At 39.1% G+C, this 24,913-nt stretch carries 19 protein-coding genes; 6 read left to right on the plus strand and 13 right to left on the minus strand.

Annotated elements, in window-relative coordinates; genetic code table 11:
* Nucleotides 1-7: 7 nt before the first annotated feature.
* A complete protein-coding gene (locus tag J655_RS09405) occupies nucleotides 8-2,740 on the minus strand; it encodes a TonB-dependent receptor plug domain-containing protein (RefSeq protein WP_032052295.1) in 2,733 nt (910 codons plus the stop codon).
* A gap of 357 nt (nucleotides 2,741-3,097) precedes the next feature.
* Here J655_RS09405 and trpD point away from each other — a divergent pair, with 357 nt between their 5' ends.
* Genes trpD through J655_RS09420 form a run of 3 tightly spaced genes read left to right on the plus strand, consistent with a single transcriptional unit; the run spans nucleotide 3,098 to nucleotide 5,668 of the window.
* Nucleotides 3,098-4,147, plus strand: coding sequence for an anthranilate phosphoribosyltransferase (gene trpD, locus J655_RS09410; RefSeq protein WP_002118605.1), 1,050 nt, complete (start codon nucleotides 3,098-3,100; stop codon nucleotides 4,145-4,147).
* A 9-nt stretch (nucleotides 4,148-4,156) separates the two neighbouring features.
* Nucleotides 4,157-4,963, plus strand: coding sequence for an indole-3-glycerol phosphate synthase TrpC (gene trpC, locus J655_RS09415; protein ID WP_017480714.1), 807 nt, complete (start codon nucleotides 4,157-4,159; stop codon nucleotides 4,961-4,963).
* A 9-nt stretch (nucleotides 4,964-4,972) separates the two neighbouring features.
* Entirely contained in the window at nucleotides 4,973-5,668 is a 696-nt protein-coding gene (locus J655_RS09420) for a Smr/MutS family protein (protein WP_005068085.1), read from the plus strand.
* Between the two features lie 10 nt (nucleotides 5,669-5,678).
* Here J655_RS09420 and xdhC read toward each other — a convergent pair whose 3' ends face one another.
* The 3 genes from xdhC to xdhA are packed head-to-tail and all read right to left on the minus strand — an operon-like array spanning nucleotide 5,679 to nucleotide 10,545.
* Nucleotides 5,679-6,662 carry a xanthine dehydrogenase accessory protein XdhC gene (xdhC, locus tag J655_RS09425; protein WP_032042320.1) on the minus strand — a complete coding sequence of 328 codons (984 nt, stop codon included), beginning with the start codon at nucleotides 6,660-6,662 and terminating at the stop codon, nucleotides 5,679-5,681.
* Between the two features lie 6 nt (nucleotides 6,663-6,668).
* Complete coding sequence (xdhB, locus tag J655_RS09430) at nucleotides 6,669-9,044, minus strand: xanthine dehydrogenase molybdopterin binding subunit (protein ID WP_032005253.1); 2,376 nt, start codon at nucleotides 9,042-9,044, stop codon at nucleotides 6,669-6,671.
* 1 nt (nucleotide 9,045) lies between these two features.
* Nucleotides 9,046-10,545, minus strand: a complete 1,500-nt coding sequence (gene xdhA / locus J655_RS09435) for a xanthine dehydrogenase small subunit (protein WP_032005251.1) — start codon at nucleotides 10,543-10,545, stop codon at nucleotides 9,046-9,048.
* A 261-nt stretch (nucleotides 10,546-10,806) separates the two neighbouring features.
* On the opposite strand from xdhA, the gene folE reads away from it, so the two are divergent.
* Together folE and J655_RS09445 are read left to right on the plus strand one after the other, a co-directional pair.
* Entirely contained in the window at nucleotides 10,807-11,355 is a 549-nt protein-coding gene (gene folE / locus J655_RS09440) for a GTP cyclohydrolase I FolE (RefSeq protein ID WP_002118643.1), read from the plus strand.
* Between the two features lie 151 nt (nucleotides 11,356-11,506).
* Nucleotides 11,507-12,658: an extended-spectrum class C beta-lactamase ADC-245 gene (locus J655_RS09445; protein WP_032005249.1), complete on the plus strand. Its 1,152-nt coding sequence runs from the start codon at nucleotides 11,507-11,509 to the stop codon at nucleotides 12,656-12,658.
* Between the two features lie 68 nt (nucleotides 12,659-12,726).
* On the opposite strand, the gene J655_RS09450 is transcribed toward J655_RS09445, so the two are convergent.
* From J655_RS09450 to hemE, 4 genes are all read right to left on the minus strand, one after another.
* Entirely contained in the window at nucleotides 12,727-14,619 is a 1,893-nt protein-coding gene (locus J655_RS09450) for a DUF4105 domain-containing protein (RefSeq protein ID WP_032052296.1), read from the minus strand.
* Between the two features lie 61 nt (nucleotides 14,620-14,680).
* Entirely contained in the window at nucleotides 14,681-15,151 is a 471-nt protein-coding gene (locus J655_RS09455) for a DUF3015 family protein (RefSeq protein WP_002118800.1), read from the minus strand.
* 145 nt (nucleotides 15,152-15,296) lie between these two features.
* Nucleotides 15,297-16,091, minus strand: coding sequence for a DUF817 family protein (locus J655_RS09460; protein ID WP_002118932.1), 795 nt, complete (start codon nucleotides 16,089-16,091; stop codon nucleotides 15,297-15,299).
* A gap of 6 nt (nucleotides 16,092-16,097) precedes the next feature.
* Complete coding sequence (hemE, locus tag J655_RS09465; RefSeq protein WP_032052297.1) at nucleotides 16,098-17,171, minus strand: uroporphyrinogen decarboxylase; 1,074 nt, start codon at nucleotides 17,169-17,171, stop codon at nucleotides 16,098-16,100.
* 301 nt (nucleotides 17,172-17,472) lie between these two features.
* Between hemE and J655_RS09470 the strand changes: the two genes are divergently transcribed.
* On the plus strand, nucleotides 17,473-18,714 hold the full coding sequence (locus J655_RS09470) for a L,D-transpeptidase family protein (protein ID WP_017398631.1): 1,242 nt from the start codon (nucleotides 17,473-17,475) through the stop codon (nucleotides 18,712-18,714).
* A 118-nt stretch (nucleotides 18,715-18,832) separates the two neighbouring features.
* Here the strand turns inward: J655_RS09470 and basJ are convergent, their stop codons facing one another.
* From basJ to barA, 5 genes are all read right to left on the minus strand, one after another.
* Nucleotides 18,833-20,002, minus strand: a complete 1,170-nt coding sequence (basJ, locus tag J655_RS09475; RefSeq protein WP_032005243.1) for an acinetobactin biosynthesis isochorismate synthase BasJ — start codon at nucleotides 20,000-20,002, stop codon at nucleotides 18,833-18,835.
* A 125-nt stretch (nucleotides 20,003-20,127) separates the two neighbouring features.
* Complete coding sequence (locus J655_RS09480) at nucleotides 20,128-20,883, minus strand: 4'-phosphopantetheinyl transferase family protein (protein ID WP_032005241.1); 756 nt, start codon at nucleotides 20,881-20,883, stop codon at nucleotides 20,128-20,130.
* 10 nt (nucleotides 20,884-20,893) lie between these two features.
* The gene (basH, locus tag J655_RS09485) at nucleotides 20,894-21,628 is read right to left on the minus strand and encodes an acinetobactin biosynthesis thioesterase BasH (protein WP_032005239.1); all 735 of its coding nucleotides are present in this window, start codon (nucleotides 21,626-21,628) and stop codon (nucleotides 20,894-20,896) included.
* 71 nt (nucleotides 21,629-21,699) lie between these two features.
* Nucleotides 21,700-23,295, minus strand: coding sequence for an acinetobactin export ABC transporter permease/ATP-binding subunit BarB (barB, locus tag J655_RS09490; RefSeq protein WP_032005237.1), 1,596 nt, complete (start codon nucleotides 23,293-23,295; stop codon nucleotides 21,700-21,702).
* Nucleotides 23,292-24,902, minus strand: coding sequence for an acinetobactin export ABC transporter permease/ATP-binding subunit BarA (gene barA / locus J655_RS09495; protein WP_017480703.1), 1,611 nt, complete (start codon nucleotides 24,900-24,902; stop codon nucleotides 23,292-23,294). The genes barB and barA overlap by 4 nt, the downstream gene beginning before the upstream one ends.
* Nucleotides 24,903-24,913: the final 11 nt, after the last annotated feature.

Genomic DNA, 24,913 nt, shown 5'->3' on the forward strand with positions numbered 1-24,913 from the left:
ATCATTCTTAGAATTTATAGTTAAACTCCAACCAACCTTGACGGCCAAATGGTGAATATGATCCTACTGGATAATACGGCCAACCGCCCGTGTCATCTCGTTTCACTTTGTCAAACAAGTTATTAATAATGATTGAAGCAGACGCTTTTGGAGAGATTTGATAAGTACCACTCCAGTTCACTAAATAGGTTGGGCTTAGGTAGACAGTTTGGTCACCGTTTGGAATTTTGCCATAACGATTAACTAATACTGTTGATGCCCAATCTCCAAAGCTCCAGCTGAGACTGGTATTAAAACGGTCACGCCAATCTGGAATAGTTAAATCTTTTAAGTAGTCATCTTTCTCGCCATCTTTTGATTGTTGATATTCATGTTCTAGTACACGGCTATAATTGATCGTCCAGAGAAAGTTACCAAAGCTCTCTGTTTTCCAGCGCCATCTGCTAGTGAAATCAATCCCGCGGGTATGGTCTGATGCAGCATTAATCGGAACGATATTTATATTCTTAATCACATTTGGGTCGACAACTGCATTTGCAGGGTTACGCTCCACACGTGCTAATGCATCAATACAAGCCGCAGAGTTAATATCTTGGTTGCCTAAACGACAATCTGCTTCTAAACGTAGAATTTTGTCCTCACTTAAGTTGGTCACAAGATTATCAATTTTGATATCCCAGTAATCGACGCTGATATCAAACTTACTGGTTGGCGACCAAACAAAACCTGCACCATAAGATTTACCCTCTTCAGGTTTCAATTCTTTGTTTCCGGTTAAAGTGTAGTTTGCCTCAGGCGAGTAATCTTTAAAGCTACATTTATCTAAAGGTTGTCCCGTTTGGCTACAACGTAAATAATCGGTCGTGCTTGCGAAATAACCTTTTTGCTTATTTAAGAACAGATAGTTCATATCTGGTGCACGAAAGCTAGTCGCGTAGTTACCGCGCACCAATAAAGTCGGATGTGGTCTAAACTCGAGACCCGAACCGAAAGTTAACTTATCAATACTGTTATCTGACAAAGCATAACGGTCATAACGTCCAGACAGCGTTAAATTTAATGGTTTTGCTAAAGGCAAGAATAATTCTGCACCAAGTGCTTGGCGTGTACGTGTGCCGCTATATTCGCCAGTAGAACTCGCATTATAAAACTCACCATTTTCAAGTGCCTGATCTGGCTTAATCGAAAAGCCTTGACGCCCAATTTCAGCCACTGCTGCAAGTTTGGCAGTTCCCGCAGGTAACTTAAACACATCACCATTCGCACTTAAGGTTAAACTTTGTGCCCACGATTTATCTTTTTCTTTTGTTGTGCGCGAAATACTTTCAAATTCACTTGCTGTTAGTGGTCGACTTAAACGATCTAAATGAGGGGAATAAATAGGAATACCATCTGCATCTGTACCAAGTTGCTGACCTAAGAAATATTCATCAACATTCGAACGTAATAAGCCTTGGCGGCGTAGCTGACTGGTATAGATGGAACCATTATAGGCCGCCTCATAACTCCAGCTCGTCTCCCCAATATCGCCTCGAATTCCAAAATTTAAGTTTGAAGAAAGTTCTTTCCATTTTTTATTTACTCGCTCTACCCCGCCTAATTCTTCAGGTGCAAAACGACGATTCCAAATTTCATAATTTCCCGAATCTTGATTGAGGAAATAACCACTTGATCCACCTAAAGATGTCCATGTCGGACCACGCGTATTGTTTTCAATTTGATTGGCGCCAATTAAAAAATCGGCAAACAATTGAGTTTTATCATTTAACTCATAGTCTAAACCGAGATAACCATTTTGACTGCGGTTTTGGGTTTGGACCGTCCAATAGGTTGGTCGTGCCAAACCACTAGCACAATTGTCTGCACCAGCTTGTCCTATATTACTGACTGAACCTTTGAATAAACCATTAAAGGCCTGACACCCACCAATGGAAAGATATTTTCCAGTATTGGCATTTTTACGACCTACAACCGTATCTGGTTTTTCTCCCAAACGAGTTCGGCTCGACATAAAATCTCGATCGGCTGCCCAAATCGGTTCACGGCCACTGAGTTCAACCCCATAAACAAGGCTGAGCTTGTCTAAAGTTTTACTACCACTCAGTTGTAAACGTAAGTTTTCACCACCTTCTTTTGTTCCGCCTGCCTTAATATTAAATTGTGTGCCGTCTGTTTTCTTTTTCAGAATAATATTTACCACACCTGCAATTGCATCTGAACCATAAATTGCAGAGGCACCACCGTTTAATATTTCAATACGGTCAATAATGGCAGTGGGAATATTGGCTAAATTCACGAAATTGACAGACCCATCGTACGGTACAGGATAGTCTGCAACCCGATGTCCATTAATCAAAGTCAAAGTATGATTCGGTCCTAAGCCCCGTAAACTAATAGCATTAGCCGCAGGCGTAAAAGTATTTCCATAATCGGCGCCTTGTACAAAACCCGTGTTCTGCGTCAAATTATTGAGTGCATCAAATGCATTACTAAAACCTTGTTTTTCAATATCGGCTGCGGTAATTACGGTCACACTCGTCGGGCCATCTTTTTGTGCTTTTGAAATCCGAGACCCTGTCACAGCAACACGGACTACTTTATCTGTTTTAGCTTGCTTTTGTGGTTGCTCTACAGCTTCTTGCGCATAGCTTTCCAGTGGATGAAACAGTGCAACAAATACAAAAATAAATGAGCGCTTATTTTTTAAAGCTCCTACATATTTCAAGTTATTTAAATACATATTTATTAATAGACAAAATAAAGATCGCCCTACTATATCCACTTTTATTTGACTGATTTATACGCATTTTTCCTAGATATATTTATGTTTAAGATATACCAAATGGTTAATTATTTATCATAAAAACTCACAACAAACTAAAACCTTTTTCAATGAATAAATTCTGTTTATTAATCAAACTAAAGTAATAAACCAGCAAATTTTTTAAAACTCGTATCGAACAACAAAAATCTTTGGTTATTTTCTGCTAACATAGCTCCCCGTAGCTAGTGAAACATGGAACGCAACAAGCTGAACATCCCACTCTTGATCAACTTCACCTAAAAATTTTAATCATTAATGCTGTAAATCATGACTATGAATATCCAACAGGCGCTCAACCACATTACCAAGAACATTCATTTGACTCAGCCTCAAATGGAAGAAATTATGCGCAGCATCATGCAAGGTGAGGCAACCGAAGCACAAATTGGTGCTTTGATGATGGGCCTACGCATGAAAGGTGAAAGCATTGACGAAATGACAGCTGCTGCACGTGTCATGCGCGAATTTGCGATCAAGATCGATGTTAGTGATATCAAACATTTAGTTGATATTGTGGGTACTGGTGGTGATGGCCAAAATTTATTTAACGTCTCTACAGCGTCAAGCTTTGTCATTGCAGCAGCAGGCGCAACCATTGCAAAACATGGTAACCGTGGCGTTTCAAGTAAATCAGGTTCATCAGACCTACTTGAACAAGCAGGTATTCATCTTGATTTAGATATGCAACAAACCGAGCGCTGTATCCGTGAAATGGGTGTAGGTTTCTTGTTTGCACCAAACCATCACAAAGCCATGAAATATGCTGCTGGCCCACGTCGTGAACTTGGTATTCGAAGTATTTTTAATTTACTTGGCCCACTGACCAACCCGGCTGGTGTAAAGCGATTTGTGATTGGCGTATTTTCAGATGAACTTTGCCGTCCAATTGCCGAAGTAATGAAACAACTAGGTGCTGAACACGTGATGGTTGTTCATTCAAAAGACGGTCTTGATGAAATCAGTCTTGCTGCTCCTACTGCTATTGCCGAACTCAAAGATGGTGAAATTACTGAGTGGACGCTTAATCCTGAAGATGTGGGAATTGAGTCGCAAACTTTAAGTGGTTTGGTTGTCGCTGATGCAACAGCAAGTCTAAAGTTAATTAAAGATGCTTTAAGCAAAAATAAATCCGATATTGGTGAAAAAGCAGCAAACATGATTGCGCTTAATGCAGGTGCAGGCATCTATGTGGCGGGCATTACCAAAACTTATGCTCAGGCTGTTACATTCGCTCAAGATATTATCTATGGCGGACAGGCTTTAGAAAAAATGAGTGTTTTGGCTGAATTTACCAAAACATTAAAGCAATCTCAGGCAGATTAAGGATTTCTCATGATTAATATTCAAAATACCATTTTAGGTAAAATTGTTGACCGTAAACATGAGGAACTTGCTGCGCGTTTAAAACAACGTAATTTGCAAGATGTTGAAGAATTAGCAAAAGCTGCGACTCCAGTGCGTGGCTTTGCAAATGCTTTAAAACATAAACGTCCGGGTGTGATTGCTGAAATTAAAAAAGCGTCTCCATCAAAAGGGATTATTCGCGCAGATTTTAATCCTGCTGAAATTGCAGAGCATTATGAGCAAGCTGGAGCAGCATGTTTATCGGTACTGACCGATGTTGATTTCTTTCAGGGTGCAGATGAAAATATTGCGATTGCCCGCAGTCATTGTGCCCTGCCTGCTTTACGTAAAGACTTTCTGATTGACCCATATAATGTAGTTGAAGCACGTGCTTTGCATGCTGACTGTATTTTATTAATTGTTGCATGTTTGTCTGACCAGCAACTCGAAGAAATGTCTAAAACTGCGTTTGAACATCAACTCGATGTACTAGTTGAAGTTCATGATGAAGAAGAAATGGAACGCGCTTTAAAGCTTTCTGAGCAATGTTTATTAGGTGTGAATAACCGTAATTTAAAAACGTTTGATGTAGATTTAAATACATCCATTCGATTGAAAAAATTACTTCCGGCCTCACGTTTATTAATTACTGAAAGCGGTATAGCGACACCAGATGATGTGCGCATGATGCAAGAGCATGATATTCACAGCTTCTTGGTCGGCGAAAGTTTTATGAAACAACCACGTCCAGATCAAGCTTTTACTGCCCTTTTTGGACAACCTCAAACGGTTTAATGAAGATATATGAGTAATAAAGATTCATCGCTTTCTAAAGAGCAACAAAAGTTATTGAAGCAATTTAAAAAGCAAATCTCCAATCCTCATTCAAGCAAAATCACAAATCAGCCTGAGACTAAAAAATCTCAGGCTGAGCCTGAAGAATTGGAAGATACCCATCTGTTTCAACAGGCTGTTGCAGGTGTTAAACGCATCAACAATAGCAATGTTGCCGATGTAAAAACACCTCGTGCCAGAAAAGTCGACGCACAAACGCTAGCGAAACGTGCAGCTGCTGAAGGTGGTCGTGATACCGAACATGCCGAGTTATCAGATACGCAAGCTGCTTTAAATCCGGTCGCAAGCCAAGCAACGCTAAGCTATCGCATCGCGACTCTGCAACATAAGGTTTTTGAAGACTTAAAAGCAGGCAAGATGCGTTGGTTTGAAGCTGTAGATTTACACGGCTGTACCATTGAACAAGCACGTGACGCAGTTTTACAGATTATCCAGATGGCAAAAGATGAAAATCAAAATGTCATCAAAATTGTGCATGGTAAAGGCCCAGAAGCGGTCTTAAAAACCTATGTCAACGGATGGTTACGTCAGCACCGCGATGTTTTGGCCTTTGTAAGTGCCCCTGAAAATCAAGGTGGTACAGGTGCCGTTCTCGTACTGCTTAAACGTGCAGAAAAAAATCCTAAGTTCGAACAAAAAAAATGATCCTTTGGGATCATTTTTTTACATCAAATACCTGTAATAATTGAGCAACTACTGCAATGGCAATCATTGCAGGTTGTTTCGATGAAATTCCTTCTACCCCGATCGGGCAAACCAAACGTTGTAATGTTTCCTGAGTATAACCACGTATTTGCATACGCTTTTCAAAAATAGCCCTTTTACTTTTTGAGCCAATCATCCCAACATAAGCAAATGGTTTTGCCGCAGGTTTCAAGGCTGAAAAACATAGTTGCAAATCTAATTGATGGTCATGAGTTAATATTAAAATTGCGCCTAAACGGTCAAAATGCTCGATCTCGGCTTCTAAGGTATCAGTCGTTAAGCATTGCACCTGTTGCAGTAAATCTGGTGGAAAAATATCATCACGTGGATCAATCCATTTCACCCGAACACCAATAGGTAATAAACAACGGACAATTGATTCCCCCACATGCCCTGCACCACAAATCAGTACTTGCATGGTATTTGGTTGAATCTGCTGGCTAAATTGCCATTGCTCACTACTGTCAGAATCAAACTCGAAACTTGGTTGTTGCTTCATATCCATAGTCTGCCAAGTGGATGCATATTGATGTGAGACGGTACGCGATATACGCTTTCCAACTCGCCATGCTTGCAAACTCACGGATAAATCCGATGTGACCGTAGCGGGTGATATTTTTTCAAACAATAACCACATTACTCCGCCACAACACTGCCCCAACCGAGCACTGAGGTTAAAGCGTTCAATACGCCTCACACAAGTTTCCGTTTCTTTTAACATTGCTTTAGCAATATCAATCGCCTGAAACTCTAAATGCCCGCCACCGATCGTATCTGACTGCTGCCATTGCTTTTGCAAATTAAACCGCAACAACATGGATGCACCAACCTCTCGCGGGGTTGAACCATCAGCGCGGACTACTGTGACCAATACCATAGGCAGAGCATCAACTTGCCACGCTACAAAATCAGTCCACCATTGTAAATGTTGCATAATCTTCTACATTTTAGCCTGTGGGCGAGCAGCCAAAGCTTGTCCCCGTCCAATAGCAATTGCACGTAAAATTTCTTCGGCAGTTGCTGGAGCATTGAGCACGAGCGGAGCTTTTTCGGGAATAGCCGCCTGTACCGCCTGACGAATTGCAGAGAAAACAGATAATGCCAACATAAATGGGGGTTCACCTACCGCTTTGGAGCGGTAAATGGTGTCTGCCTGATTTTGATTATTGAATAGTTTGACATTAAAAATATGAGGAATATCTACACTCGTCGGGATTTTATAAGTTGAAGGCGCATGGGTAAACAAACGGCCTGCGTGTGGTCCATGCGGCTGCCAATACAGCTCTTCTGTCGTAAGCCATCCCATCCCTTGAACAAAACCACCTTCAATTTGCCCAATATCAATTGCAGGGTTAATTGACTGCCCGACATCATGCAAAATGTCAGCACGTAATACTTTCATTTCCCCAGTTAGCGTATCTATTGCGACCTCACTGACTGCTGCACCATAGGCATAATAGAAAAATGGACGCCCCAAATGGTTGACCTGATCATAGTGAATTTCTGGCGTTTTATAAAAACCGCTGTCCCATAGTTGTACACGTGCCATATATGCCCGTTGAACCAAATCAGGAAAAGTCCATGAATGACCATTCACTGTTGAAACCATACTATCTTCAAAGTGGATTTGGTTAGCGTCACTGTCACTTATTTCAGCTGCAAGTTTTGCCAGACGCTCACGAATTTTAATACAAGCATTTTGAACAGCTTTACCATTTAAATCCGCGCCACTCGATGCTGCAGTTGCCGAAGTATTTGGCACACGAGAAGTATCGGTTGCAATTAAACGAACGCTATCGATTGGTAAACCCAACTCATGCGCAGCAACCTGACGTACTTTAGTATATAGCCCCTGTCCCATTTCTGTACCACCGTGCGTAATCGCAACAGTGCCATCCATATACACATACACCAGTGCACCTGCCTGATTGTAATGTACGGCATTAAACGAAATACCAAACATTAATGGGGTTAACGCAATACCACGCTTAATGATGTCATTGTTCTGATTAAAGGCATAAATGTCTTGTTTGCGTTTCGCATAATCACTACTTTGCAATAATTCGGCTACCAATTTTGGTGCAACATTATCACGGACTTCTGCCCCATAGTGCATACGGTCACGTCCAGCGCCAGGCTGTTCGGCAAAGAAATTACGTTGCCGAATTTCAACCGGATCACAATCTAAATAACGAGCAATGTCATCAATAATATTTTCGATGACAAACATGCCTTGCGGTCCACCAAAACCACGGTATGCGGTATTAGAAACAGTATTGGTTTTACAACGTAAGTTACGTAGCTCAACTGCATTTAAATAATAAGCGTTGCCAATATGGCAAATCGCACGTTCATTCACTGGCCCAGAAAGATCAGCCGAAAAACCGCAGTTTGAAGCCAGTTGTACCTTTAAGCCTTGCAGAACACCACTGTCATCAAAAGCTACAGACCACTCATAAGCAAAACCGTGACGTTTGCCTGTAGCACTCATGTCATCATCACGATCCAAGCGTAATTTACACGGACGACCTGTTTTTTTCGCTGCCAAAGATGCAATGCATGCCCACTGTGCCGACTGCGACTCTTTACCACCAAAACCACCGCCCATACGACGGCTTTCCACACTGACCTGATGCATATTCATGCCTAATGCATGACAAATCAGTAACTGCATTTCGGTTGGGTGTTGTGTCGAGCAATAAATTTTTAAGCTCTGATTTTCTTGTGGAATCGCATATGAAATCTGTCCTTCAAGATAAAAATGCTCTTGCCCACCCAGCTCAATCGCTCCTGAAAGTTGATGGGCTGCGTTTTGAAAAGCCTGTTCAACTTCACCATGGCTAAATTCAACAGGTGGCAACACCCACGATTCTTTTTCAATCGCATCTTGAATCGTTAAAATTGGAGTTTCGGGCACATACTCAATTTTTGCTAAGCAAACTGCCTGACGGGCTTGCTGATAACTCTCGGCCACAACCACAAACAAGGCTTGTCCATAAAATTCGACCTGCTCTTCGGCAAAAATTGGGTCATCTTTAACAATTGGCCCCCAATTATTTTCAACCTCAATATCTTTTGCAGAAAAAACTGCATAGACACCATCAGCCTGACGTACTGCATCCAAATCAAACTTACTGATTTTGCCTTTGGCACAATTTGAAAATCCGACAGCTAGGTGCATGGTATTTTCAAGCTCGGGTAAATCATCAATATAGGTTGCTTGCCCAGTCACATGTAAATGTGCACTTTCGTGTGGAATCGAGTCGCCTGCTTTAGCAGATTTTTTAGAAACACTTAAGTCAATGGTTTGATTCATCTTAGATCTCCACCATAGCAATCAAGTCATTCACACGAGTGATCGTTTGAGACAGAACTTTTTCTACATAAAAACGCTGTAAACAGTTTTTCGCGACGTGTAATCGATATGCCGAGCTAGCACGTCCATCATCTAAAGGCTGATAGTCTTGCGACAAGGCCTGCTGTGCCTGAACGATCAATTCTGCTGTAATTTGCTGACCTTCCAATATGGTTTCTGCATATTTTGCACGTTTGGGAATAGCCGCCATGCCACCAAAAGCAATTCTGACATTGTGAGCGACATGATGAATATCTAACTCACATGAAATGGCCGCACATACCGCAGAAATATCTTGCTCAAAACGTTTGGCAATTTTATAGCTAGCAAATTTAAAACGCGTCTGCCCTTCGCGAAGCGGAATAACAATCGTCTCAACAAACTCACCAAGTTGTAATGCTGTTTTTTGATAATCTAAATAAAAGTCTTCCAAGGCAATTTCACGGGTCTGCACACCTACACGCAAAATCAATCGTGTACCTAGCGTAATTAATGCTGGCATTGAGTCGCCAATAGGCGAACCATTGGCAATGTTTCCACCTAGAGTTCCTGCATTTTTAATCGGCATGGAAGCAAAACGGCGCTGCAATTCTTGAAAGTCGAGATAAAAATCTGAAATTTTAATGAGTGCATCACTCAAACTGACGTTTGCCCCAATCGTTAAAGCATTATCTGTGACTACAATTTTTTTGAGTTCTTCAACCTGGCCAATATAAAGCATATCGCCCAAATCACGGCCCTGCTTTGTTACCCACAAACCGACATCTGTGCTACCCGCAACAATACGCGCTTGCGGCAACTGCAAGCGCAATACGGCAAAATCTTGCAAAGTCTTTGGTGCAAAAAATTGTTGACCATGATCATTTAAATGCAATGCAGGTAATGTTCTGATCTCTTTTAATACATCAATTATTTTTTGACGGTTTAATAAAACGCGCGGATAGTCATATGCTTTTTGTGCTGCATCTAAAATAGGGCGATAGCCTGTACAGCGACATAAGTTTCCAGAAAGATAATCACTGATTTTATCTTTGCTTGGAGAATTTTGTTCATTTTCATACATTGACCATAACGACATGATAAAACCGGGTGTACAAAAACCGCATTGTGAGCCATGCATATCGACCATTGCCTGTTGTACCGGATGAAGTGTCCCATCTTGTACAGGCAATAAGCTACGAAGGTCTTCTACTGTAAATAGGGCCTTACCATCTAAAGTCGGTAAAAACTGAATACACGCATTCACACTGCGTAATTGCAGGTTGTCATTGACCAGTTCACCAATCACTACTGTACATGCACCACAATCGCCCTCAGCACATCCCTCTTTTGTACCAGTCTGCCTAGTCTTACCAGTTTGGGTATATTCTCGTAGAAATTGTAAAACCGTCATTGTGGGTACTACATTTTCTACTTGCTGCTGACCACCACGGAAAAAGAAGGTGATTGGACGTTCTAACATGTTTTATCCTTATGCTTTATAATAATGCTTCTGTGCAAATATGATGCCATTACGCGATCATTTAGAACTTACCAATATTAAGCGCACATTTCATGTCCAAACACTTGACTATTAACGATAAAAAACATGAAATTTATTCATCTTTTATTAAGCTTGCGCAAAACCAAAATAAATATAGTGCGAGGATTTATGAACATCAGGTCATGTTTCTGATACAATGCCGAGCTTGTCTAATAGAGTAAATTTATACGTCTTATGTCAATGCAGCAATCGTACGCAAATATCCTGACTGCCGTCGGTGAAGATCTTGATCGTCCCGGCCTTAAAGATACGCCTGTGCGTGCGGCTAAAGCTTTTTCATATTTAACTTCTGGCTATAGTAAAACTTTAGAAGAAGTCACCAATAATGCTGTTTTCCCATCAGATAACCATGAAATGGTATTGGTGAAGAATATTGAATTCTATTCGCTTTGCGAACATCATCTCCTCCCATTCTACGGCCGTGTTCATGTTGCCTATTTACCGGAAGGCAAAGTTCTCGGTCTATCTAAATTTGCACGAATTACCGAGATGTTTGCTCGCCGTTTGCAAATTCAGGAAAATCTGACTCAACAAATCGCAGAAGCTGTCGCAGAAGTGACTGGTGCTCGCGGTGTTGCTGTAGTCATCGATTCAGCACATATGTGTATGATGATGCGTGGTGTAGGTAAACAAGAATCTACAACCCGTACAGTTTCATTTGTCGGCGATTTTAAAACCGACAAAGAAGCGCGTCGTGAATTTTTAAGTGCAGTACCAGAAAGCTATTAATCCGGTTTTACTGCCAAAATAAAAGCCCGCCGAAGTTGGGCTTTTTTTATATCTATTTAAAGTACTTAACCTATAAAACATAACAATTAAATTAGGTGATTTTTGTTATAAAAGTACGCATCTTTAATTTTAAATAATTTATGAGTTAATCATGCGATTTAACAAGATTTCTTGCTTACTTTTATCTCCTCTTTTTATTTTTAATACATCAATTTATGCGGGCAATACATCAAAAGAACAAGAAATTAAAAAACTGGTAGATCAGAACTTTAAACCGTTATTAGAAAAATATGATGTGCCAGGTATGGCTGTGGGTGTTATTCAAAATAATAAAAAGTATGAAATGTATTATGGTCTTCAATCTGTTCAAGATAAAAAAGCTGTAAATAGCAGTACCATTTTTGAGCTAGGTTCAGTTAGTAAATTATTTACCGCAACAGCAGGTGGATATGCAAAAAATAAAGGAAAAATCTCTTTTGACGATACGCCTGGTAAATATTGGAAAAAACTAAAAAACACACCGATTGACCAAGTTAACTTACTTCAACTCGCAACGTATACAAGTGGTAACCTTGCCTTGCAGTTCCCAGATGAAGTACAAACAGACCAACAAGTTTTAACTTTTTTCAAAGACTGGAAACCTAAAAACTCAATCGGTGAATATAGACAATATTCAAATCCAAGCATTGGTTTATTTGGAAAAGTTGTGGCATTGTCTATGAATAAACCTTTCGACCAAGTCTTAGAAAAAACAATTTTTCCAGATCTTGGCTTAAAACATAGCTATGTAAATGTTCCTAAAACTCAGATGCAAAACTATGCTTTTGGCTATAACCAAGAAAATCAGCCAATTCGTGTTAACCCTGGTCCACTAGATGCTCCAGCATATGGGGTTAAATCGACGCTACCCGATATGCTTAAGTTTATTAATGCCAACCTCAACCCACAGAAATATCCGAAAGATATTCAACGTGCAATTAATGAAACACATCAAGGTTTCTACCAAGTCGGCACGATGTATCAGGCACTTGGTTGGGAAGAATTTTCTTATCCAGCGCTTTTACAAACTTTATTAGACAGTAATTCAGAACAAATTGTGATGAAGCCTAATAAAGTGACTGCCATTTCAAAAGAACCTTCAGTTAAGATGTTCCACAAAACTGGTTCAACCAATGGTTTCGGAACTTATGTCGTGTTCATTCCTAAAGAAAATATTGGCTTAGTCATGTTAACCAATAAACGTATTCCAAATGAAGAACGCATTAAGGCAGCGTATGCAGTATTAAATGCAATAAAGAAATAATCGTCTTGTTTAAAAACAAAAAAAGAGAAATGAATAAACTCATTTCTCTTTTTTTATACATTTATTCTTTAAAAGAACCAAACATATCCTAGACTTGATTTCATCCAGTCTTGATGGTTTTGTTGCTCATAGTCCCAATTCAATCGAACAGCATTATTGCGATTAATCACATATTGCCACTGAGTATTTACTCTCAAATTCCATTGGTTTTGATCTTCCCAATATGGCAATTCAATTTGCACCACAGAGTTGAAACGCTCAAACCATTGATTCATACAACCTAAAGTTGGCCCCATACCTACGCGCCACCCTTTATCTAGATTTGAACCTGTTTGTACGTAGGTCTGTACTTGTCCATAGCAAATATGCTTTCGCCCATAGTCTGCAAGACTGTAACCGACCTGAGCATTAAAGCTTGCTACGCCGTGTTGTTTGTCTTCACTAAAGCTTCCATCATGAATAGCTTCTTGACGCCAACCTAAGTTAAAACCCCAACTCAGTGGTGTTTTAAATGGTTGAATCGGGTTATAAGAGTTCACTTCTAACAGATCAAGACGTTCTAGTTTTAAATGGTCATCTCGCCACTGTGCATTACCATTTAAAAATAGTAATTGAGTACCTGCACGATAGCCTCCTTGAGGATCTATTAAATCATGATAGGCTTGGCGATGACCAAGTTCGATAAACTTATCGCCTTGAACCTCACCAGCTTTTAATGAAAGATTACGTGCGTTATGGCCTTGAGTCGGCTCCTTTGTTGGTCTTTTTGGTTCTTGACGTTGCTTATCTAAATCAATCTGACTTCTGAGTGCTAAAAGCTGACGTAACTGCGGCTGAGCAATGCTTTCTTCAACTTTACGACCAATAAACTGTAGATATAAATCATCGTAAGCCATCTCGAGGATTTTAGCCTGATCCTGCTCAGTAAATGATTTTAAAATCTGAGAAGACTGCTGTATAGGCAGCATCGCAATTTGATGAGCCACCTTCGCCAGTGAGGCGCCATGCTGATGAGCTTGGGCCAATAATTGGGTTTCTAAAGCAGGTCGATATACAGGAGCTTTGGTGAGCCCCTGCTGCTGCATCGATTTAATGGTTTCCATTGGAATCGATGCATAGGTGAATTTCTCTTGCAAGTTAGATTCAGGTTTTACTAAATCCACTAACCCCAACAATCGATAGGCACAGTTATCACTCACAAAATAATAAGGAAAGCTCACATGTTGCATTTCCCAAATATGGCTTACTAAAAACCGAGTTTCTTCAGGTGATAGATTTAACTCATATTCCCACAAATCGCGGCTTTCAAAATCACCATACTCTTTTACCTTAAGATAATAAGGCATCAATGAATATTCGCCTGGATACTGCCCCGTTAAACCTTTCCATGCATATGACCAGTTGTCGTTGCCTGCCACAGTTGCTGCATAGTTTACGGCGTAAGAGACAAGGTTTAACTGCTGTTGATCTTTTGGGTCCAAACGCAATAACGTATGACCAAACATTGAGCTAGGATTGCCCATAAAATCGGTCGCATAAATTAAGGTCGCTTTATGAGGCTTAATCTGCCCAATCCAGTTTTCAAATTCGGTACACTTTACTTGAGGCAATTCATTTTCTTGAATGCCGACTTTTTGCATGAGCCATTGACTACGTGCCGGAAACTTACAACGAATCGACTGATTATCTTGAGCAGGCACAAATAATGCTGAAATGTCAGCTTTTAGTTCTTCTTTTAAGTTATTTTTTCCATTTTCTGATAAGAAATAGCCAGAATAAGTAACCTCACTTTTCTGATTTTTATTGGCATACATCAGCCTTTGCCATGTAATGTCTTGATCTAGATTTTGTTGTTCTGCAATTGACCAATATTTTTGAATAGATGGATTTATATCTGCTGAATAAGCAATATTCACTGCCAAAGAGGCAAAAACTAAAACAACTGACTTCATTAAGCTCATCAATTTTTATCATTAAATATAAGAAAAACCCTGCCATACGACAGGGTTTTCAGTTTCAAACTTATACGTAAGCTTTTAAAACGTCATCTTTAGCCATTACTGTTTGTAATGATGCTAAAACTTGAAGCGTATTTTGATTATTTGCAGAATAGATTTCACCAAAGTTTGCTTTTGAAACTTTAAAGAAACGATCTTTGTCTTGAGGTTTGATTTGCATTAACTCAGCAAGTACGTTCAGGCTTTCACCTTGGCCTACTGCCATATCACGTGCTAAAGCTTCAGCATTTTCATTTGTGAATGTAACCACTTGCGCAGTTACTGTTCCGCCTTGACGGCAGCCTAAAGTACCAAAAGTAATCCCTAGTAATTGGTTAGTAAAAATACCATTTGTTGTTGCAGCAAGAATTTTAGGCACCACTCCTTTTTGGCCAGCCCATACTTGCGTACCCACACCACAACCTACATCGTTATCAGCCATAGCAACACTTGAACCAGCTGCTAACAAAGCAGCTAAAGCTAATTTTTTTAACATAGATGTATATCTCCAAAATCATTATTGATTGTTTCTTATGTATTGTTATGTGTAATTCTTATTACACGATATTAAAGATAGCGAGAAGGCTGTGATTTAGCAATTAAAAAATAAATAATATGATGAAAAGTGCTAACGAAAAAATTTACCTTAGATTCCAGTTACCTTGATTATCTCGATGACCTAATATTTTAAGCACGAGAACCAAACTTAAAAGTAATAATAAATACCATGACCCCAGTTTACCCCAACCTACCATATGCCAAGCATCTACCTGACTTGGATAGAGCCAGATTTTATAAAAAGTACTAATATTTTCAGCAATCCAGATTAGAAAAGCGAGGGTCAACAATACAGGTAACATCGGGATTTTAAATTTATATTCATTTAGCTGAAAATAAAGTTTGGTCTTCCAAAAAATAAAAATACTGATCGCAAATAAAATATAGCGAATATCAGGTACAAAAAATTTACTCATAAAGTTTATATATGAGAAAAATGCGAGTAAAAGCATCGTTCCAAAACTTGGAAGTTTTTCAAAAGAAACCTTAAATAATCGGAGTGATCGCGCAAAAAAACTACCTACAGCCGAATACATAAAGCCTGCAAATAAAGGCACAGTTAAAATTTTAAATACCGCAGGCTGAGGATATTGCCATGATGCAATCGCAGGATGCGTTAAAAATATTTCCATGACCATCGCCATGACATGAAATAAAGCAATAACTTTAGCTTCTGCCCATGATTCAAGTTTTAAATATAAAAGACAGATCTGAATCAGCACTGCATAGATGAGTAAATAATCATAACGATAAAAACCCATATATTCATGGCTTCCCATCGGTGCTGTTAAAGCAAAAGCAATTAAAAGTAGAATACCAAACAAGGCTGCCGAAACAGCCTTGCCGATAAAATGAATTGGTAAAGTGAGATGGCGCACAAAAAACTATCCTAGATATTTAGCACTATACTCATGTACTGTATCTAAAAAGATTTTTGGTTGCGCAGGGTCTACCCACTGGGTAATACCGTGGCCTAAGTTAGCAACGTAACCTGTTTTTTCACCGTTTGCATAAGCATCGTCTAACATTGCTTTTACAGTTTTTTCAATTGAAGCAGCCGAGCCATATAAAACAGCAGGGTCAAGATTACCTTGTAGCGCTACACGTCCCGACACAATATTACGAGCTGTATTAAGTGGAGTAGTCCAATCTAAACCTAATGCATCTGCACCAGTCGTAATCATTGGCTCTAACCATTGACCGCCACCTTTAGTGAAAACAATAACAGGAATACGGCGACCATCTTTCTCACGTTGCAAACCAGCAATGATTTTATTCATGTAGTTTAAAGAGAATTCGACATATTCACGATGTGCTAATGCCCCACCCCAGCTATCAAAGATCTGGATAGCCTGAGCACCTGCATCAATTTGAGCATTTAAATAGTCAGTAACTGAATCTGCTAGATGATCAAGTAAAGCATGCAAAATTTCTGGTTGCGCGTACATCATCTGCTTGGTAAAACGGAACTCTTTACTTGAACCCCCTTCAACCATATACGTTGCTAATGTCCAAGGACTACCAGAAAAACCAATCAGTGGAACTTGGCCACCTAAAGCAGAGCGAATTGTGCTTACTGCATTCATCACATAATCAAGGTCTGACTTTGCATTTAGCTTGGGTAAATTCGCGACATCTTGTTCAGTACGAACAGTTTTTTGAAACTTAGGGCCTTCACCCGTTTCAAAATAAAGCCCTAAGCCTAATGCATCAGGAATTGTTAAAATATCTGAAAATAAAATTGCTGCGTCTAAATCGTAACGGCGTAAAGGCTGCAAAGTCACTTCACAAGCAAATTCTGTATTTTTACATAGAGATAGAAAGTCGCCTGCTTTTGAACGTGTTTCACGATATTCAGGCAAATAACGTCCTGCTTGACGCATCATCCATACCGGTGTGGTATCTACAGGTTCGCGTAACAAAGCTCGTAGGAAACGATCATTTTTCAAAGTCGTCATTACCAATCTCTATATTCTTTATGTGGCAGCATCATATCAAAAACATAGAGATTTTTATAATTTCAATTTCACACAAAAAACTCGTCAATCTACTAAAAAATGCATATTTACACAAAAGTCTACTGCAAGCAGCAAGGTTTTCTGCAATACTTGCAACATGTTACATCGGGTCTATTGATATTCTTTTAACCACTAAATTGCCAATCTTGGGCTCATAGAGATGAGTTATTGGTAATTTTATGCAATTTTAGATTAGATCATGCCCCTATTGCTTATATGAAAATTCTTAAGGTTGAATTACATGTTTGTTCGCTCATTACTCGCTATGAGTTTAAGTTGTATTATTGCTAATGTTGCTTTTGCTGCTTCAACAACTGAGCAACCCCTGAACCCTAAAAAGGTATCAGCTCCTGTAGAAGATCCGATTGATCCTTTAGCAGTAGATGCAGCTTCAACTGTAAAAGCTCAAGCTTCGACACAAATTACCGCTCAAGAACAAAGTGACTTAAATCGAGCGTCAACAACATTACAAAATTTGCAAAAAACTGAAGACCAAAATGCTGATTCAGGTATTGCCGCTTCAGCACCGGTAGCCGTAGCTAAAACGACCACAACAACTGCAAAGACTTCAGCTCCAGCAGTTTCTTGGACATTAGATAGCTTAAATTCGGCTGAATGGTATGAAAATATTGGTAAAGGCCAGTTTCCAGTTTACGCTCGTGCTCACGTCATGCTAAATAATGCACATGCATCACCAGGTGCAATTGACGGTATGAGTGGCAAAAACACTTTAAAAGCAATCTCTTCATTCCAGCAAATGAATGGTTTATCACCTACTGGTGAACTGACTAAAGAAACTTGGGATGCATTAGTTGCTAAGCAAACAAAACCTTCATTTATTGAATACACCATTACTGATGCTGATTTAAAAGGCCCATATGCACAATCAATTCCTTCTGATTATGCTTTACAGGCTAAAATGAAAGGTTTGTATTACACTCGTGTTAGCGAAATGTTGGGCGAAAAGTTTCATATCGATGAAGCTTTCTTAAAAACAATCAATCCAACAGCAACATTCAAAAAAGCGGGTGAAAAAATCATTGTTCCAAACGTACGCAATGATTTACCAGAAGACATTCATTTGATTATTGCGCATAAAGGTGCAAAACAATTGTATCTCTTCAATAGCCGTAACCAAATGATTGCGTCATTTCCTGCAACAATTGGCAGTACTGATACGCCTTCTCCGACCGGTACTTACAAGGTAGTTGGTGTGGCTCGTAATCCTTGGTATAGCTACTCACCATCAAACTTTATTCAAGGTAAAAACTTGAAACCTCTTTCTTTACCACCTGGTCCAAATGCACCTGTAGGTAATATCTGGATTGGTTTAAGTAAAAAATCTTTTGGTATTCACGGAACACCAAACCCGTCTTTAATTTCTAAAACAGCTTCTCACGGTTGTATCCGTTTAACGAACTGGGATGCTAACGATTTAGGTAATAAAGTACGTTCAGGCGTAACTGTTAAATTCCTTGAGTAATCCATCTAAAAAGAAAGCCTGCTTTACGCAGGCTTTTTTATTAAATTTTTACTATATCTCACTAGAATACTTAGTTATTGTTTTGATTATAAAAATAAAACCAGCCTAGGTTTACTAATTACACAGCAATTTTTGTATTTAGAATATTCAACATGGTTTGCATTTTAGCTTCTGTTTCTAACCATTCAGCTTCAGCATCTGATCCTTCCACAATCCCCGCACCAGCATATAAGCGCATTTTATTTTCACTGAGTAGACCACATCGAATCGTCACTACCCATTCTCCATTACCCTCGGCATCCATCCAGCCTACTAACCCCGTGTAATAATGTCGGTCATAACCTTCATGATCTAAAATAAACTGCTTAGCAACATGAGTTGGTGAACCACAAACCGCTGGTGTTGGATGTAATTCTAATGCAAGGTTTAATGCATTCGGTGCCTGTTGTTTGAGCATACCTTGGAATTCTGATGATAAATGCAGCATTGTTGATGTTTCTAAAATATCTGGAAATTCAGAAACCTTAAGCTCTACACAATGAGTGGCTAAATTTCTAATAATATTTTCAACCACAATTCGATGTTCATGTTGGTCTTTCTCAGAATGATTTAATTCTTGTTGGCTGACGAAATTTTTTTCAGAAATCGGTGATTTGGGCCTAGAACCGGCCAAAGGATTACTGGTTACAATACGACCTTGTTTTGATAAAAGCAGTTCTGGGCTTGCGCCTAGAATATAATTATTATGTTCTACTGGAATCACAAAATTATAAGCATTTGGATTTTGTTTTAATAAAGCAGCCAATAAATTTTCTGGCTCTTGATGATGGTTAAACTCATATTCAACAGCCTGAGAAAGAACAACTTTTTCTACCTTCTTTTTTTCAAAAGCATCTAAAGCTAACTGTACTGTACCTTCAAATTTTTGGCGTTGAATGAGTAATGATTTATTAATTACCTCAATGTTATTACGTTTTTTTAATGAGTTAATCGTAGAAGATGCTTGTGTTATTTTTTTATGATCAGCATAAAAATTTAAGCTACTTTTCTTTGTAATATCAAAAGGTATAGCACCAATTAAAACTGGATTTTGATGGCCTTGCTTTTTAATTTCTTCAAAACATTTTGCAATCTCATCATTAAATAGTGCGGTATTTGCTGCAGGTGTATTTAGCGTTTTAACGAATTCGTTCACTTCGAGATAATAATTTTTCGTAGAGAAACATGAAAATTTCTTTTGACCGATATGATCTAAATTTTGCTCTACTGATATTTGAGTCTGCATCATCTGTATATCACCTCTCACATTGATTTTTTTTCAAGCAAATTCTGTAGTACTTCTTTTTAAATATAGGAGTATAAAAATACTGAAACACACATTAATGCAAATGATTATTATTATCAATAATAAAATTAGTTTTCAATGCAAGAAATTGTAATTATCTCGTTATTTGTATAAAAAAATTGAACTTTAATCTCTAGATTTATCCCGATTGAACTTTCTTGACTAAGATAAAAATAAAGAAACTCGCCATCTAGTTGTTTAAAATTTATATTTTTAAAATCAATAATTTGCTTATATTTTAAATAAATTACTTTAATGATACTTTCTTTAGCAGAGAATATTACCAAATATAAATATGCTTGTTTTTTTTGCAGCTTTTCAATTTCTGCTTGTTCATTTTTATTTAGAAAAACATCATAAAACTCATCTTTCTTTTGAAAAAAAATATGATGTTTTTGAGACTCTATATCGATTCCAAATATTTTTTCTTTAGCCGTGGTATTTCTAGCATATGCGATGGCATGACATGATTTTTTTGATCCAACATGGCTAATCCCACCTATCACTCCTTCGGGCCATAGGGGTTCCCCATGTCTACCTTGATAGACAATAGAATGTTCTAAATTGAGGCTTTGTAATGCATATTTTGCTGCTAAGCGTCCCGTCAAGAATTCTAATTGTCGAATGAAGCGTGAGTTTTTTATCTTCGGTGGAAGAAATATATTCAGCTCCTGATAGATATGATCAAGCTGAGGTATTTCTTTGATTTCACTGAGCTGGACTTTATGTATATCTAGCCCGAAAGCTGTTAGCTTTTCATATTGAATATTTATTTCATCCAGACATGAGTTAGCCCTTCTACTTAACTGCTTCTCCGTATTCATAGCCTGTACTTTATTCAATATTCACGGTCAATGTTTCAACGATGGCAGCAATGTTTTTAAGCATCTTTAGTCGGGTCTCGGGATTGAGAAAGTAGAAATGGTCCCCTTCAAACTCAATACTTCCTAACCAATTTTCTGTGTGTTGTTGCCATGCATCCATTATTCTTTTGTTAGGAATATCAGGGTCCTGTTTGCCATAAAATGCAACGATCGGAACCTCAGTCTTGTGTATGTTCTCGCTAAGCAATTGATCACTAAGATAGAAGTCGTTACGAATGATTTTGAGAAAGAATGTGAGTGCATCCTGATTATTTAAAATTTCATCAGGAAAATTATTGTATCGTTTTAATTCATCAATAATTTTTTCATCAGTTAACTCATGCTTGTACCGCATATGTTGAATATAGTGATGCTCAGGTCGGCTACTTATAACGATTAATCTCAACTGATCAATTATGGTTTTTCCATTCAAATAATTGAGTACTTTCCAAATCAAGCCACCTCCTACACTATGTCCAAATAAAATAAACGGTGTGTCTGAATAAGCTTGTATTTCATTGGCAATTTGCATAGCCAATAGATCAGGATCATCGATCAGTGGTTCATTTATTTTTATACCATGCCCCGAATATTCAATGGGAATAATACGAATATTGTCAGAGATCTGCTTTTTCCATGGATGATAAATACTCGCGCTACTCCCCGCAGGCGGTAAACAGAACATATTATATTGAGGTTTATTCATTTAAGAATTCTCCAAATATTAAGCATTTTTCTTTTATAAAAAATGCTTAAATCAGGTTTCTGCGCTATTTTTTAAACAGAAATTGAAGCTAAATTTATAGTTTGAGTCGGTTGCCAAATGGCTGAATCACGATGTGTCACAAAAATAACCGTAGAAGAAAGAGTACGTATCGTTGTAACGATTTCCTGCTCAGTCTCTTCATCCAAAGCAGAGGTAGCTTCATCAAGTATTAAAATCGGCGCATTTTTGAGTAATGCTCGCGCAATTGCGACCCGCTGACGTTCACCACCAGACAATGCGGTGCCTTGCTTACCCACCGATTGATTAATTCCTTCTGAACTACGGTCAATCATTGCGCCTAATGCGGCATCTCTTGCAGCCTTTTCTATTTCATCATCAGTTGCATCAGGTTTTCCTAAACGGATATTTTCAGCCAGTGTTCCTGTGAACAAAATAGGTTCTTGTGTGACATAAGCGATATTCGAAACCAAATCTTCATATTTCATTTGATCAAGAGCTATGCTACCAAGGGTAATTTTTCCTCTTTGTGGATCATCAAACCTTGTAAGCAATTCAAGTAAAGTACTCTTACCACTACCGCTTGGTCCGGTAACCCATACTCTGCTCCCCGATGCGATGTCGAGAGATATATTTTCAATTGCTGGCGCATAGCTAACGTCTTGTATCGAAATATGATGGCCAGTAGGAATTTGAGGGTGTAATGGCTCAGGCAACTCAGGTGGATGGGTGATCTGATTAAAATTGCGCAGTGCGGCAAACAAATCATTGATATGCAACCCTGCGGTAGCAAGTTCACCTAACGGCGCTGCTGCACGTCCAATTGAGACGAGTAATGCCAATACCAAAGCAGCATGATTGACTCCAGCGATCACCAGATATGTTGCCATCCCAGCAATCGGTAAAACACTTGCCAAGGTTGCAACAAAACTTGCAAATGCAGCAGCACGATTAATCCGTACTAAAGTCTCTTCTTGCTCTTCCCAACGATGTTCTAGCCTTTGGACCGCACGTTCTGGTCCCGAGGCTGTGCGTAATAACTCAACATGATCAACCAATTCCAACGTTGCTTGTGAAGCAGCTAAATCGGCAGTATTACGTTTTTTATCAATATGCATGAGTGCACGTTGTGCTAGGAATTGAGCAAATAAAGAGAGTAAAAGTAAGCCTAAAGCGACAAATGCTACGCCTGCTCCAGCAAGCAGGCCTATTCCTATTGTTAGAAATAAAGGCATAAAAGGCGCATGTAAAAAGGTTTGCAATTGATGAGCAGGGATACTCATAAACCCAGGAATTCCCTGTCCAGCAATTGTCTTAATCTGAGCACGCTGTTCATTGGTAAACCAAGAGAGCTTGGCACGAGCTAAAGATTTGCCTAACTCAGCAAATAGGTCTCCTGCTAAACGCACACCAGTAAGGAAGCCAGCACGAGTGACTATAACTGTCACTAATATTGCTGCAATTGCACTGATGAGAACCCAACTTGGAGACCATTGATTGACAATTGCAAATGCCAAGACGGTATATGCGATTGCTTCAATTGCGGCAACAATGATCCATCCGATACCAACAATAATTAATTTTTGCTTGGCTGCACGAGGAAGCATCGAAAAAATCTGATCTTTATTTAATTTAGCAGGAGTATTCATAAAGATTTCCCTGAGTCAGTTGGGCCTTTAAGCACTAACCTGTTGTCGGCATGAGCAGCTAAGGCAAGATCATGAGTGACCATGACGATGGTTTTATTCTGGTTTTTAGCTAAGTGGCTTAATTCCAATATTATTTTTGTCGCATTGGTCTGGTCGAGTGCGCTCGTTGGCTCGTCTAATAAAATAATAGGAGCTGAGGATAAAAACGCACGCGCTATTCCTATGCGCTGTTTTTCACCACCTGAAAGTAAAGTTGCATCTGCATTTAAATCTACTTTTAATTGGGCCTTGAGTAATGCCTGCTCAAGTTGTTCATCATTTGCATTAACGGCAGATAAGGATAAGTTTTCTCTTACTGTGGCCGGTAATACATCTCCACCTTGTGGAATAAACAAAACCTTTTCATGTCTTAGTTTTTCATGTAATTGCAAAATATCTGTTTTTGCTAATTGAACGACACCTTCTTGCAATACAGCGAACCCAGCAAGTGCTCGCAGTAAGGTTGTTTTCCCAACTCCACTTGGCCCTGTAATTGCAGTCATTGAATTTTTTGGAAATGAATAACTTAATCGATCCAATACTTTTTGATTTTCAATTGTAAAGCTTGCATTAACTATTTCGAGTGTTACATCTTGCTCAATCTGTTGTAGATTGCCCGATGAGAGTACTGGCTCTTTTAAGAATGCAGATAAACGACTAGCTGCAGCTCGCCCAGCAGCAACATAATCAAGACCATGCCCTAAACGTAGTGAAGGTGTCACGATGGCCAAACTAAAGAAAAGTGTTGCAGCCAAGGTCATGCTGTCGTATTGATAAGCCACGAGATAGGCTATGGCAAAGGTTGCAGCAGCTTGTAGTAATGCAGTGGCAACAGCAGCGAGTGTTGCGACTTTACTCACCCAAGACACCATATTTTGAGTGAAATTTTGTGCTGATTGGGTATAGGCAGTTAAAGCGCCTGATTGTTGCCCATATATTCGATTATCACGAATGCCGCGCGCATAATCATCAGCAGAACCAATAATATCTAACATGACCTGCATACGTGCAGCACCATCCCGTTTTGATACATGGGGGACAATAATTAAATAATAAAGTGAAGCAATTGCCCCAGGTAATAATACCCAAAGAGCCATCGGGCCAACTAACACAACTAATAAAACAATAGAAACTAAAGGGATTACAGCAAAAATCGCAATTTCCGACGGTAAATGCGCCACCATATGATGTAAAGTTGCGATATCGTCTGAAACCAGTCGTTTTAAGCTTTGGTCACCCTGTTTTGATAGGGTTGTGGTCGGTAACCGAATTAAATGATGAGCAATTTGACGACGTAATCGTGCCGAAAATCCAGCCTCTGCATCATGTACTAACCATGAAGCCAGTGCTGCCAATGCTGCCCCGACTATCCAAAAAACCGCTGAAAAGATCACCCAATAAGAAGATAAATAACCAATCAACTGAATCATGCCCCACAGGGCTGTTAAAATGGCTAAACCAGAAAATACGGCAGCAAGTGTTCCTGCAAATAATTTAGGAAATGCTGGCTTGAGTGCAGGTGCCAAGGAAGAGTCTGTCATCAGATGAGATAACTTTAAATCAGACATGCTTATCTCTC

It is taken from the genome of Acinetobacter sp. 1294243, from assembly GCF_000588015.1.
Lineage (GTDB): Bacteria > Pseudomonadota > Gammaproteobacteria > Pseudomonadales > Moraxellaceae > Acinetobacter > Acinetobacter pittii.

Excerpts from the sequence above, each read along its gene's own strand:
- basJ (WP_032005243.1), bottom strand. The coding sequence starts at position 20,002 with ATGATGCAGACTCAAATATCAGTAGAGCAAAATTTAGATCATATCGGT.
- trpC (WP_017480714.1), top strand. The coding sequence starts at position 4,157 with ATGATTAATATTCAAAATACCATTTTAGGTAAAATTGTTGACCGTAAA.
- basH (WP_032005239.1), bottom strand. The coding sequence starts at position 21,628 with ATGAATAAACCTCAATATAATATGTTCTGTTTACCGCCTGCGGGGAGT.
- J655_RS09470 (WP_017398631.1), top strand. The coding sequence starts at position 17,473 with ATGTTTGTTCGCTCATTACTCGCTATGAGTTTAAGTTGTATTATTGCT.
- J655_RS09420 (WP_005068085.1), top strand. The coding sequence starts at position 4,973 with ATGAGTAATAAAGATTCATCGCTTTCTAAAGAGCAACAAAAGTTATTG.
- xdhC (WP_032042320.1), bottom strand. The coding sequence starts at position 6,662 with ATGCAACATTTACAATGGTGGACTGATTTTGTAGCGTGGCAAGTTGAT.
- J655_RS09445 (WP_032005249.1), top strand. The coding sequence starts at position 11,507 with ATGCGATTTAACAAGATTTCTTGCTTACTTTTATCTCCTCTTTTTATT.
- J655_RS09450 (WP_032052296.1), bottom strand. The coding sequence starts at position 14,619 with ATGAGCTTAATGAAGTCAGTTGTTTTAGTTTTTGCCTCTTTGGCAGTG.
- barA (WP_017480703.1), bottom strand. The coding sequence starts at position 24,902 with ATGTCTGATTTAAAGTTATCTCATCTGATGACAGACTCTTCCTTGGCA.
- xdhA (WP_032005251.1), bottom strand. The coding sequence starts at position 10,545 with ATGTTAGAACGTCCAATCACCTTCTTTTTCCGTGGTGGTCAGCAGCAA.
- J655_RS09405 (WP_032052295.1), bottom strand. The coding sequence starts at position 2,740 with ATGTATTTAAATAACTTGAAATATGTAGGAGCTTTAAAAAATAAGCGC.
- trpD (WP_002118605.1), top strand. The coding sequence starts at position 3,098 with ATGAATATCCAACAGGCGCTCAACCACATTACCAAGAACATTCATTTG.
- folE (WP_002118643.1), top strand. The coding sequence starts at position 10,807 with ATGCAGCAATCGTACGCAAATATCCTGACTGCCGTCGGTGAAGATCTT.
- xdhB (WP_032005253.1), bottom strand. The coding sequence starts at position 9,044 with ATGAATCAAACCATTGACTTAAGTGTTTCTAAAAAATCTGCTAAAGCA.
- J655_RS09480 (WP_032005241.1), bottom strand. The coding sequence starts at position 20,883 with ATGAATACGGAGAAGCAGTTAAGTAGAAGGGCTAACTCATGTCTGGAT.
- barB (WP_032005237.1), bottom strand. The coding sequence starts at position 23,295 with ATGAATACTCCTGCTAAATTAAATAAAGATCAGATTTTTTCGATGCTT.
- hemE (WP_032052297.1), bottom strand. The coding sequence starts at position 17,171 with ATGACGACTTTGAAAAATGATCGTTTCCTACGAGCTTTGTTACGCGAA.
- J655_RS09455 (WP_002118800.1), bottom strand. The coding sequence starts at position 15,151 with ATGTTAAAAAAATTAGCTTTAGCTGCTTTGTTAGCAGCTGGTTCAAGT.